This window comes from Bradyrhizobium sp. (genome assembly GCF_019242285.1).
Lineage (GTDB): Bacteria > Pseudomonadota > Alphaproteobacteria > Rhizobiales > Xanthobacteraceae > Bradyrhizobium.
On the sequence record NZ_JAFAVV010000046.1, the window covers coordinates 1 to 11,080 of the forward strand.

The window sequence follows — 11,080 nt, forward strand, 5'->3', positions numbered from 1 at the left end:
CCAGTTCGACCTGATGGGCATTCCGCCGGCCCCGCGCGGCATGCCGCAGATCGAGGTCACCTTCGACATCGACGCCAACGGCATCGTCAACGTCTCGGCCAAGGACAAGGCGACCGGCAAGGAGCAGCAGATCCGCATCCAGGCCTCCGGCGGCCTGTCGGAAGCCGACATCGAGAAGATGGTCAAGGACGCCGAGGCCAATGCGGCTGCCGACAAGAAGCGCCGCGAGGCGGTCGACGCCAAGAACCACGCCGACGCGCTGGTGCATTCCACCGAGAAGGCGCTCTCCGAGCACGGCTCGAAGATTGCCGAGACCGAGCGGCGCGCCATCGAGGATGCCGTCAGCGACCTGAAGGAAGCGCTGAAGGGCGACGATGCCGAGGCGATCAAGGCCAAGACCAATACGCTGGCGCAGGCTTCGATGAAGCTCGGCGAGGCGATGTACAAGCAGCAGGCCGAGAGCGATGCGGCCAAGGACGCTGCCAAGGATGACGTCGTCGACGCGGAATTCACCGAAGTCGACGACGACAAGAAGAAATCTGCCTGACGACGGGTGACGATCATGACCCTCATTCCGTGAGTGCGCAGTGCGTCTCGCCGGAATGAGGGTCATTTTCTTTATTGGGCCGATGGCTGCCTTTCCAGGAAAGACCCCTCGGCATGAGGATGATGTTCGGGCGAATGACTGATGTCGAGCAAGCGCTGCTACTACGAAACCCTTGAGGTCGAACGCGACGCGGATGACGGCAGGCTGAAGTCGGCCTTTCGCAAGCTTGCGATGAGGTGGCATCCGGACCGCAACCCCGGCGACAAGGCCAGCGAGGTGCGGTTCAAGGAGATCAACGAGGCCTACGAGGTCCTGCGCGACGGTGACAAGCGGGCCGCCTACGACCGCTACGGCCATGCGGCTTTCGAGCAGGGCGGCATGGGCGGTGGCCCCGGCTTCGGCGCCGGTTTCGCGACCTCCTTCTCCGACATTTTCGAGGACCTGTTCGGCATGGCCGGACAGCGCGGCCGCGGCGGCGGGCGCGAGCGCGGCGCCGACCTCCGCTACAACATGGAGATCTCGCTGGAGGAGGCGTTTCAGGGCAAGACCGCGCAGATCGAAATTCCGGTTTCCGTCACCTGCGAATCCTGCTCGGGCACGGGCGCCAAGGCCGGCACCAAGCCGAAGGGCTGTTCGACGTGCGGCGGCGCCGGACGGGTGCGGCAGTCGCAGGGGTTCTTCACCCTCGAGCGCACCTGCTCCGGCTGTCAGGGGCGCGGCCAGACCATCGAGGATCCCTGCCCGTCCTGCATCGGCTCGGGCCGGGTGACCCGCGAGCGCACGCTCTCGGTCAACATCCCGCAAGGCGTCGAGGACGGCACGCGGATCAGGCTGGCCGGCGAGGGCGAGGCCGGCGTCCGCGGCGGTCCGGCCGGCGATCTCTACATTTTCCTCTCGCTATCGACTCACGGATTCTTCCAGCGCGACGGCGCCGACCTGCACTGCCGCGTGCCGATCTCGATGGTGACCGCAGCACTTGGCGGCGAGTTCGAGGTGCCGACCATCGACCAGAGCCAGACCAAGGTGAAAATCCCGGCAGGTACGCAGTCGGGTCGACGCATTCGCATCGCAGCGAAGGGAATGCCCGTGCTGCGTTCGCGCCAGACCGGCGACATGTACGTCCAGGTGGTGGTCGAGACGCCGCAGAATCTCACCAAGAAACAACAGGAGCTGCTGGCCGAGTTCGAGAAGCTGTCCTCCAACACGACACAGCCGGAGGCGACGGGCTTCTTCGCCAAGGTCAAGGACTTCTTTGGCAAGGGCGCCGCCGGCTGACGGGCGCTCCGAAAATACTTCGACAGCTCATGGTGTTAGCGCGGAATTGCAGGGCGTGCCCGCCTCCGCGACGAGATGGTTCAGCTTGACCGCCCCGCCCGCGCCCTATAGGTCTTTATGAACCTTTTCTGACATCCGCCGCGACACGTGCGGTCCCGTCCGGTACTCCCATGCCATTGCAATCGGTGCGTGCGTTGAAGAAACCTCCTCGTCTCGACGATGAGGTCCGTTTCCTTCGTTCATGGATCGAGAAGCCTCTGCATATGGGTGCGGTGATGCCGTCCGGGCGGCCATTGGCACGCACCATGGCGCAATATGTCGACGCCGATGGTGCCGGCGCCGTGGTCGAGCTGGGGCCGGGCACCGGTGCGATCACCAACGCTTTGATCGAGCACGGCGTCGACCAGAAGCGGCTCGTGCTGGTCGAATACAATCCCGGTTTCTGCGCGCTGCTGCGTGACCGCTATCCCCAGGCCAAGGTGGTGCAGGGCGACGCCTACCGGCTTCGGGACACGCTCTGGAACATCCTGAGTGCGCCGGCGGCGGCCGTGGTGTCCGGCCTGCCGCTGGTCACCAAGCCGATGCTGACGCGCTTGAGGCTGATCCGCGACGCATTTACGGCGCTTGCGCCCGGCGCGCCCTTCGTCCAGTTCACCTATTCCGTGGTGCCGCCGATCCCGAAGTCGCTGCCGGGCGTTTCCACGGAGGCCTCCGAGCGGATCTGGATGAACCTTCCGCCGGCCCGGGTCTGGGTGTATCGCAAGGACTGATCCTGCTGCTTGCGGCTGTCGCGGTGGGATCGGTCCCCAACGCAAGCTGACCGATGACCGCGCCACGAATCCTCGTGATCCCCGGCTCGCTGCGGACCGGCTCGCACAATGTGCGGCTGGCGGCGGCGGCCGCGCACGAATTCGCCCAGGCTGGCGTCGGCGTGACGCGAATTTCGCTCGCCGATTTTCCGCTGCCGCTCTACGACGGCGATCTGCAGGCGAAATCCGGCGTGCCGAAGCAGGCCGTCAACCTGAAACGAATGATGGGGACACATCATGGCGTGTTGATCGTCACGCCGGAATACAACGCCTCGGTGCCGCCGCTCCTGAAGAACGCCATCGACTGGGTCACGCGCGTGCAGGAACCGCAGGAGGCCCGCGGCCAGGTGTTCCGCGAGCGGCCGTTCGCGATCGCTGCGGCCTCCGAGGGCCGGCTCGGCGGCACGCGGGCATTGGCGGCCCTGCGGCTGATCCTGTCGGCCTGTCAGGCCACCGTCATCGCCAGCCAGCTCGCGCTGTCGTTCGCCGACCAGGCCTATGACGAGATGGACAGATTGAAAAATCCGGCGGATACCGAAGCCTTGAAGGCGCTGGTCCGGCAGTTGATCGATGTTTCCCAACGCATGATATGAGGCGATCCATGGCACCATCCGACATTGCGCTTCGCGACCGGCTGATCGTCGCGCTCGACCTCCCCGGTGTGGATGCGGCAGAGGCGATGGTCGCGCGGCTCGGCGACAGCGTGACGTTCTACAAGGTCGGCTATCAGCTCGCCTTTGCCGGCGGCCTGCCGCTGGTCCGCAAGCTCGCCGATCAGGGCAAGAAGGTCTTTCTCGATCTGAAGCTGCATGACATCGGCAACACTGTCGCCCGCGGCGTCGAGAGCATCGTCAAATTGGCGCCGACCTTCCTGACCGTGCATGCCTATCCGCAGACCATGAAGGCGGCGGTGGAGGCGCGCGCGGGCTCGGGCCTGAAGATTCTCGCAGTCACCGTGCTGACCTCCTATGACGACGACGACCTCCATTCCGCCGGCTACCGGTTCGGCGTCTCGGACCTGGTGGAAGCGCGCGCGCAGCAGGCGCAGGCGCTCGGCGTCGACGGTCTGGTCTGCTCGCCGGGGGAGGCCGCGGACATGCGCAAGACGGTCGGCCACCAGATGCGATTGGTGACCCCGGGCGTCCGCCCGTCCGGGTCCGCAAGTGGCGACCAGAAGCGGATCATGACGCCGGCGCGCGCAATCGCGGCGGGCGCCGATCACCTGGTCATCGGCCGTCCCATCATGGAAGCTGCCGATCCCGAGGCCGTGGTCGAATCGGTGCTGGCGGAGATCGCGCCCGTGCCGGTTTCCTGATCAGAATGCGTGAGAGGAGTGCTGCAATGCCAAAGGGATATTGGATCGCCCGCGTCGATGTTCATGACGAGGAGGGCTACAAGCCATATATGGCCCACAATCCCGCGATCTTCAAAAAGTTCGGCGGGCGCTTCGTCGTGCGCGGCGGCAGGTTCGAGGGGGCGGAGGGCCAGAGCCGTTCACGCAATGTCGTGATCGAGTTTCCCGACTACGAGACCGCGCTCGCCTGCTATCGCTCGGCGGAATACCAGGAGAACATCAAGCGGCGGCAGCCGCACTCGGTTGCCGACCTGGTCATCATCGAGGGGTACGACGGTCCGCAGCCCTGACATCGGCGGCCGGGTTCCTTCCCGAAGGTTGCCGGAACGGTCCGCTCCCGCTATAGCGGCGGGAAAAGGATGAGCCATGGCTGAGATGCGCTTGATCGTGGCGGGGGCGGGCGGCCGGATGGGCCGGACGCTGACGCGTGCCATTGCCGAGACCCCCGGTGCCGTCCTGGTCGGCGCCCTGGAAGCGCCGGGCTCCGAGCTGCTCGGTAAGGATGCCGGCATGCTGGCGGGGCTGCCGCCGAACGATGTCAAGCTTTCGGCCGACCTCTGGAACCTGTCGGCCGAAGCCGACGGCATCCTTGATTTTACCGTGCCACGCGCCACCATCGCCAATGTCGCCATTGCCGCGGAGCGCGGCATCGTCCATGTCATCGGCACCACCGGTCTTTCCGCCTCCGATGACGCCGTCATCCAGAGCGTTGCCTCCCGCGCCGTCATCGTCAAATCGGGCAATATGAGCCTCGGCGTCAATCTGTTGGCGGCGCTCGTCAAGCGCGTGGCGCAGTCGCTGGATGCGAGCTTCGACATCGAGATACTGGAGATGCACCATCGCGCCAAGATCGACGCGCCGTCGGGCACCGCGCTGATGCTGGGACAGGCTGCTGCCGCGGGGCGTGACATCAAGCTGGACGAGCACGCGGCGCGCGGCCGCGATGGCGTCACCGGCGCGCGCCGCACCGGGGACATCGGCTTTGCATCTCTGCGCGGCGGCACCGCCGCCGGCGACCACAGCGTGATCTTCGCCGGTGCCGCCGAGCGGCTGGTCCTCACGCATCATGCCGAGGATCGCATGCTGTTCGCACAGGGGGCGCTGAAGGCGGCGCTCTGGGCGCATGGCCGCAAGCCCGGGCTCTACACCGTGGCCGATGTGCTGGGCCTCGAGAATTTCTAGCGTGCCAATGAGTACAGGAATCCAAACATGAGCGATCGCCTTCTCGTGCTGGTGCGGCACGGCCAGAGCGAGTGGAATTTGAAGAATCTGTTCACGGGTTGGAAGGACCCGGACCTGACCGAGCAGGGTATCGCCGAGGCCCGGGATGCCGGCCGCAAATTGAAGGCTCAGGGCCTGTCGTTCGACATCGCCTTCACCTCGGTCCTGACCCGCGCCCAGCACACGCTCGATCTGCTGCTCGCCGAGCTCGGCCAGACCGGCCTGCCGACCGAGAAGAATCTCGCGCTGAACGAGCGCGACTATGGCGATCTCTCCGGACTGAACAAGGATGATGCGCGCAAACGCTGGGGCGAGGAGCAGGTGCACGTCTGGCGCCGTTCCTACGATGTGCCGCCGCCGGGCGGCGAAAGCCTGAAGGACACGCTGGCGCGTGCGCTGCCCTATTACGTCCAGGAGATCCTGCCTCGCGTGCTGCGCGGAGAGCGCACCCTGGTCGCGGCCCACGGCAATTCGCTGCGGGCGCTGATCATGGTTCTGGAGAAGCTCTCGCCGGAAGGCATTTTGAAGCGCGAGCTCGCCACCGGCGTGCCGATCATCTACCGCCTGAACCCGGATTCCACGGTGGCTTCGAAGCTCGATCTCGCGAGTTGAAACGGGAGCTTCGCAGGGTGAGTCAGCCAAAGACGTAACCCACCCTGATATCCGCGGAAAAAAGTTGGTGGGTTGCGCTTCGCTAACCAACCCACAATTCCGCATCCGGTCACGCCGCCTGCGACGTCTCGAGCCGCCCAGCTTCCCAGCCGAGCATCGCCTGCTTGCGGGTGATGCCCCAATGATAACCGGTGAGCTTGCCATCCTTGCCGAGCGCGCGATGGCAGGGCACCACGAACGACACCGGATTCTTGCCGATCGCCGCACCGACGGCGCGCGACGCTTTCGGCGAATTGATCTTGCACGCAATGTCGGAATAGGAAACCGCCTTGCCCATCGGGATCTTCAGCAGCGTCTCCCACACCCGCACCTCGAAATCGGTGCCGATCAGGACCACGCGCAATGGCTGATCCGGCCGCCACAGCTTGGTATCGAAGATGCGCTGCGCCAGCGGCGCGGTGCCGATGAAATCCTCGACATAGGTGGCCTTCGGCCAACGTCCCTTCATGTCGGCGAGCACGACCGCTTCCTCGCCGGGATCGGCGAACGCGAGCCCCGCGAGGCCGCGCTCGGTCGTCATCACGATCGCATTGCCGAACGGCGAGGGATGAAAGCCGTAGCACAGGGTCAGACCGGCGCCGCCGGTCTTCCATTCGCCCGGTGACATCGCCTCGTGGGTCACGAACAGGTCGTGCAGGCGCGCCGGACCGGAGAGGCCGGAGTCGAGCGCCGCGTCCAGAATGCTGGCGGAACCGCGCAACAGGCCCTTGGCGTGGTCGAGGGTCAACGCCTGCATGAAGGCTTTTGGCGTCAGTCCCGCCCAGCGGCGGAACAGATGGTGCAACTCGTCGGGAGTCACGCTGGCCGCGTCCGCCACCGCCTCGATGGTCGGCTGGTTGCGCCAATGCTCGGAGATGAACGCAATCGCGCGCCGCACCGAATCATAGTCGCGGAGCGCCGCGCTGTGGGGGCCCGGCTTGGCCAGGCGCTGGTCGTGGGTGGCATGGATCATCATGCCGGAGGATGTAGGACAGCCCGGCCCGCGGAACCACCCGATTCCCGATCAATCAGGTGATCGGGTTGTGTGTCACGCCACGCCGGGCGGCCAGCAGAGCGGTGTTCAAGGCTCTTGCAAAGCTCGCTTTTTCCTCGGGGCCGAGGAAACTGCCAATGGCCACATGGCGCCCCCGCGACACCAGATAGAGCCGCTCGACGCCGAATTCCTCATGCACCTGCTGGTCGAGCCGGACCCAGACCGGATTGAGCACCCATTCGGCGACATGGCCTCGATAGCTGATCCGGCGCACCCTGAGCTCCGACGGCGTCATCGAGATCTCCTCCCGCGCCCGGGCACGGCGGAAGTTGATCTTGAAGGCGATATAGATCACCAGCACGTCGAGGCCGAAGAAGCCGAACACCGGCCAGGCGCCCATGATCAGGAAGGCGATGCCCGCGACGAAGCTGATGACGCTCAGGAAGACCATGATCAGCACGAAGCCGGTCTGGTTGAGCGATCGATGCGGCGTGAGCAGCGCCGAGAACAATTCCGGCTCCGCTGCCTCTGGGTCAAAATGATTGCCTGCTTGCATCACGTGACACTATATCGGCTTCATGGCCAAAATCATCCGCACCCAACGCGCCAAAACCGCCGGCGTTCGGTCGTTGCCGAAAAAAGCGGCAAAGGCCAAAGTGAAAACCGGTACCAAGGCCGGGGCTATCGTCAAATCCAAGGCTAACGCCACAGTTGCGCGCATGGCGCCGAGACCAAAGGTCGCCAAGGCCCCAAGACCGTGGTCTGCGGACGAGGTCCGCGAGGCATTTACCCGATTCCAGAAAGCCAACCCCGAACCAAGAGGCGAGCTGGAGCACCTCAATCCGTTCACGCTGCTGGTCGCGGTGGTGCTGTCGGCGCAGGCGACCGACGCCGGCGTCAACAAGGCGACGCGCACGCTGTTCGAGGTCGCCGATACGCCGGAGAAGATGATCGCGCTCGGCGAGAAGCGGCTGCAGGACTACATCAAGACCATCGGACTCTATCGGACCAAGGCGAAGAACGTGATTGCGCTGTCGGAGAAGCTGATCCGGGATTTTGGCGGCGAGGTGCCGCGCACCCGTGCCGAGATCGAATCTCTCCCGGGCGCCGGCCGCAAGACCGCCAATGTCGTGCTCAACATGGCCTATGGCGAGCACACGCTGGCGGTCGACACCCACGTGTTTCGCGTCGGCAACCGCACGGGCCTCGCCCCCGGCAAGACGCCGCTCGAGGTCGAGCTCGGGCTCGAAAAAGTGATCCCGGCCGAGTTCATGCTGCATGCCCACCACTGGCTGATCCTGCATGGCCGCTACACCTGCCTCGCGCGCAAGCCGCGCTGCGAAGTATGCCTGATCAATGATCTCTGCCGCTGGCCCGAGAAGACGGTCTGATCGCGCGGGGTTTGGGGCCTCGAAAATCGTGGCGCCGTTCGACGGCGTGACCGGTGAGCGGCAGGTGCAGCCGGGAGACTATGTCAACATCGGCACCAGTTTGATCAATGTCGTGCCGCTGCCGGTCTCTGTGATCGCCAACTACAAGGAAACCCAGCTCACTCACGTCGCGCCGGGCCAGCCGGTCGCGATCACCGTCGGCAGCTTCACGCACCGGACGCTGCAAGGTCGTGTAGAGCGGATTTCGCCGGCGAGCGGCTCGCAGTTCGCGCTGCTGCCGCCGGACATGCGACCGGCAATGACGGGCGCGCCGCCAGGGCCGTTCACGCCCGAACCGTTCGGCCTGGCAAAGCCGTCCTGCGCAAATGCGGGGTCCCGGTGCGATGAAGCCTCGCGCGAAATCGGTCCTTGTCCGTGGTGGATGCACGGCATAGCCTCGGCGCCAAGGTCCATGGCAGGGACCGGACAGGACATTGGGGGGCATCTGTGAATTGGCGGCTCGCGCTCGGCTCCGGCCTGATCGTCCTGTGGCTCTCCGGTTCCGCTGCGCACGCGCAGGTTTCGGACGACATCGTCAAGATCGGCGTCCTCAATGATCAGTCCGGCCTCTACGCCGATCTCGGCGGACCGGGCTCCGTCACCGCGGCGCGCATGGCGGCGGAGGATGCCGGCGGCGTGGTTCTCGGCAAGTCCGTTGAGATCGTGTTCGCCGATCATCAGAACAAGGCCGATGTCGGCGTTGCGGTCGCCCGGCGCTGGTTCGAGAACGAGCAGGTTGATATGGCGATCGGCTTCGACAACTCCGCCGTGGCGCTGGCCGTCGAGCAACTCGCCTTCGAGCACAACCGAATTGCCATCGCCGGCGCGGTCGGCAGCACGGCGTTCACCGGCAAGAACTGCACGCCGAACGAGGCATCCTGGATCTACGACAGCTATGCCCTGACCACGAGCCTCGCCAGGTCGACGGTGGCGGCCGGTGGCGATAGCTGGTTCTTCATCACCGTCGATTATGCCTTCGGTCACTCGCTGGAAGCCGATGCGACCACGGCCGTGCAGGCCGCCGGCGGCAAGGTGCTCGGCAGCGTGCGACATCCGCTCAATACCGCGGACTTCAGCTCCTATCTGCTGCAGGCGCAGGCGTCGGGCGCCAAGGTGATAGCGCTGGCGAACGGCGGCGGGGACATGGTCAACGCGATCAAGCAGGCGAACGAGTTCGGCCTGACGAAAAATCAGAGCATGGTCGCGCTTCTGATCTTCATCTCTGACGTCAGCAGCATGCAGCTCCAAACCGCGCAAGGGCTGAAGTTCGTCACCGCGTTCTACTGGGATCGCGACGAGGAGAGCCGCGCATGGTCGAGGCGCTTCTTCGCGAAGCAGGGGCGGATGCCGACCATGGCACAGGCCGCGGTCTATTCGGCCGTGCGGCACTATTTGGCTGCGATTGCCGCCGCGGGCACCGACGATGCCAAGGCCGTGATGGCGAAGATGCGCGAACTGCCGGTGAACGATTTCTATGTCAGGAACGGCCGTCTCCGCGCCGACGGAAGGCTGGTTCACGATATGTATTTTGCCGAAGTGAAGATGCCGGAGCAATCCAGCGGTCCGTGGGACTACTACAACATGCTCGGCGTCATCCCGGGCGGTCAGGCATTTCGTCCGCCCGCGGAAGCTGGATGTCCGCTGGTCGCGCATTGATTCCCGCGCCTGAATCCGCGTCAGTTGGGTCGGCTCGCCGACAACATTGCGGCCAATGAACGCCGCATTCAACTCATAGTGAGAGCGACCCGCGTCAGGGAACACGCCGCGTGCCGAAATATCGGCCCTTCCGTGCGGTTCTTGTGCGTGGAGCAGCAGAGCAGGGACAGTACATGAACCACACGGCCGCGCTCGTTTCATTGGCAACCTCGGTCCCGCCGCATCAATTTCACCAGAGGCAGATCCTGGAAGCCGCGACCAGCATCCTCGCTCACCGCTATCCCGAGTTCGATACCCTTTCCAGCCTGTTCGCCAACACCGGCATTCATCATCGCTACGCGGTCAAGCCGATCGAATGGTATCTGGAGCGGCGCGGCTGGCCTGAGCGCACGCAGGCCTTTCTCGAGGGCGCCGAAAGCCTCTTCGTCAACGTGGCGCGCAAGGCGCTGGCGCAGGCCGATCTCGAGGCCTCCGAGATCGACACCATCGTCACCGTGTGCTCGACCGGCATCGCCACGCCGACGCTCGAAGCGCGGGTCGCAAAACAGATGGGCTTTCGAGCGGACGTGTCGCGCGTGCCGGTGTTCGGGCTCGGCTGCGCGGGCGGCGTGTCGGGCCTGTCGATCGCCTCGCGACTTGCGCAGTCGCGGCCCGGGACCAACGTGCTGCTGGTGGCGATGGAGCTCTGCACACTTGCCGTGCGGCACGACGAATTGACCAAGGCCAACATCGTGGCCGCCAGCCTGTTCGGCGACGGCGCGGCGGCGATCGTGCTGCGCGCCGGCGATGGCGGCGCCACCCGGATCGAGGCGACGGGGGAGAAGCTCTGGCCCGACACGCTCGACATCATGGGATGGAGCGTCGACCCGGAAGGGTTCGGCGTGATCTTCCAGCGCACGATCCCCGATTTCGTCAGGGAGCACATGGGACCGGCGGTTGCCGAGATCGCCGGGCGGATGCAACTTTCGCCGGCCGATATCGATCGCTTCATCTGCCACCCCGGCGGCGCAAAGGTGATCGCCGCGCTGGAGCGCGCACTGACCCTCGACCAGGGCACGCTGGATCACGAGCGCGACGTGATCGCCGACTACGGCAACATGTCCGCGCCGACCGTGCTGTTCGTGCTGGAGCGCGCCCGTGCGC

The 11,080-nt window shown here is 65.4% G+C and carries 13 protein-coding genes and 1 pseudogene; 12 read left to right on the forward strand and 2 right to left on the reverse strand.

Translation table 11 applies throughout. The features are described from left to right. The 8 genes from JOY90_RS02000 to JOY90_RS02035 form a co-directional block, all read left to right on the forward strand. Positions 1-547: Hsp70 family protein (locus JOY90_RS02000; RefSeq protein WP_291689497.1), on the forward strand; the 547-nt coding region annotated here is incomplete at its 5' end. 141 nt (positions 548-688) lie between these two features. After that, positions 689-1,822 carry a molecular chaperone DnaJ gene (gene dnaJ, locus JOY90_RS02005; protein WP_291689498.1) on the forward strand — a complete coding sequence of 378 codons (1,134 nt, stop codon included), beginning with the start codon at positions 689-691 and terminating at the stop codon, positions 1,820-1,822. A gap of 170 nt (positions 1,823-1,992) precedes the next feature. After that, positions 1,993-2,592, forward strand: a complete 600-nt coding sequence (locus JOY90_RS02010) for an rRNA adenine N-6-methyltransferase family protein (protein ID WP_291689499.1) — start codon at positions 1,993-1,995, stop codon at positions 2,590-2,592. A gap of 53 nt (positions 2,593-2,645) precedes the next feature. After that, positions 2,646-3,224: an NADPH-dependent FMN reductase gene (locus JOY90_RS02015; protein WP_291689500.1), complete on the forward strand. Its 579-nt coding sequence runs from the start codon at positions 2,646-2,648 to the stop codon at positions 3,222-3,224. Positions 3,225-3,232: 8 nt separating this feature from the next. Continuing rightward, positions 3,233-3,946, forward strand: a complete 714-nt coding sequence (gene pyrF, locus JOY90_RS02020; RefSeq protein WP_291689501.1) for an orotidine-5'-phosphate decarboxylase — start codon at positions 3,233-3,235, stop codon at positions 3,944-3,946. Between the two features lie 26 nt (positions 3,947-3,972). Continuing rightward, positions 3,973-4,275: a DUF1330 domain-containing protein gene (locus tag JOY90_RS02025; RefSeq protein WP_291689502.1), complete on the forward strand. Its 303-nt coding sequence runs from the start codon at positions 3,973-3,975 to the stop codon at positions 4,273-4,275. Between the two features lie 76 nt (positions 4,276-4,351). Further along, the gene (gene dapB / locus JOY90_RS02030; protein ID WP_291689503.1) at positions 4,352-5,167 is read left to right on the forward strand and encodes a 4-hydroxy-tetrahydrodipicolinate reductase; all 816 of its coding nucleotides are present in this window, start codon (positions 4,352-4,354) and stop codon (positions 5,165-5,167) included. 27 nt (positions 5,168-5,194) lie between these two features. Then, complete coding sequence (locus JOY90_RS02035; protein WP_291689504.1) at positions 5,195-5,818, forward strand: 2,3-bisphosphoglycerate-dependent phosphoglycerate mutase; 624 nt, start codon at positions 5,195-5,197, stop codon at positions 5,816-5,818. A gap of 109 nt (positions 5,819-5,927) precedes the next feature. Here the strand turns inward: JOY90_RS02035 and JOY90_RS02040 are convergent, their stop codons facing one another. Then, a complete protein-coding gene (locus JOY90_RS02040; protein ID WP_291689505.1) occupies positions 5,928-6,833 on the reverse strand; it encodes a bifunctional helix-turn-helix domain-containing protein/methylated-DNA--[protein]-cysteine S-methyltransferase in 906 nt (301 codons plus the stop codon). Positions 6,834-6,885: 52 nt separating this feature from the next. Continuing rightward, positions 6,886-7,407 carry a DUF2244 domain-containing protein gene (locus tag JOY90_RS02045; protein ID WP_291689506.1) on the reverse strand — a complete coding sequence of 174 codons (522 nt, stop codon included), beginning with the start codon at positions 7,405-7,407 and terminating at the stop codon, positions 6,886-6,888. Between the two features lie 22 nt (positions 7,408-7,429). Between JOY90_RS02045 and nth the strand changes: the two genes are divergently transcribed. The 4 genes and pseudogenes from nth to JOY90_RS02065 form a co-directional block, all read left to right on the forward strand. Continuing rightward, positions 7,430-8,242: an endonuclease III gene (nth, locus tag JOY90_RS02050; RefSeq protein WP_291689507.1), complete on the forward strand. Its 813-nt coding sequence runs from the start codon at positions 7,430-7,432 to the stop codon at positions 8,240-8,242. 19 nt (positions 8,243-8,261) lie between these two features. Next, positions 8,262-8,542 (forward strand): annotated as a pseudogene (locus JOY90_RS02055) (HlyD family secretion protein); the annotation flags it as partial. A gap of 186 nt (positions 8,543-8,728) precedes the next feature. Continuing rightward, on the forward strand, positions 8,729-9,937 hold the full coding sequence (locus JOY90_RS02060) for an ABC transporter substrate-binding protein (RefSeq protein ID WP_291689508.1): 1,209 nt from the start codon (positions 8,729-8,731) through the stop codon (positions 9,935-9,937). A 173-nt stretch (positions 9,938-10,110) separates the two neighbouring features. Then, positions 10,111-11,080 (forward strand): type III polyketide synthase (locus JOY90_RS02065; RefSeq protein ID WP_291689509.1); only part of this gene is annotated, 970 nt, incomplete at its 3' end.

What these genes read in the sequence shown, in the direction of transcription:
- JOY90_RS02015 (WP_291689500.1), top strand. Translation starts at nt 2,646, where the DNA reads ATGACCGCGCCACGAATCCTCGTGATCCCCGGCTCGCTGCGGACCGGC.
- nth (WP_291689507.1), top strand. Translation starts at nt 7,430, where the DNA reads ATGGCCAAAATCATCCGCACCCAACGCGCCAAAACCGCCGGCGTTCGG.
- JOY90_RS02010 (WP_291689499.1), top strand. Translation starts at nt 1,993, where the DNA reads ATGCCATTGCAATCGGTGCGTGCGTTGAAGAAACCTCCTCGTCTCGAC.
- pyrF (WP_291689501.1), top strand. Translation starts at nt 3,233, where the DNA reads ATGGCACCATCCGACATTGCGCTTCGCGACCGGCTGATCGTCGCGCTC.
- dapB (WP_291689503.1), top strand. Translation starts at nt 4,352, where the DNA reads ATGGCTGAGATGCGCTTGATCGTGGCGGGGGCGGGCGGCCGGATGGGC.
- JOY90_RS02025 (WP_291689502.1), top strand. Translation starts at nt 3,973, where the DNA reads ATGCCAAAGGGATATTGGATCGCCCGCGTCGATGTTCATGACGAGGAG.
- dnaJ (WP_291689498.1), top strand. Translation starts at nt 689, where the DNA reads ATGTCGAGCAAGCGCTGCTACTACGAAACCCTTGAGGTCGAACGCGAC.
- JOY90_RS02035 (WP_291689504.1), top strand. Translation starts at nt 5,195, where the DNA reads ATGAGCGATCGCCTTCTCGTGCTGGTGCGGCACGGCCAGAGCGAGTGG.
- JOY90_RS02045 (WP_291689506.1), bottom strand. Translation starts at nt 7,407, where the DNA reads ATGCAAGCAGGCAATCATTTTGACCCAGAGGCAGCGGAGCCGGAATTG.
- JOY90_RS02040 (WP_291689505.1), bottom strand. Translation starts at nt 6,833, where the DNA reads ATGATGATCCATGCCACCCACGACCAGCGCCTGGCCAAGCCGGGCCCC.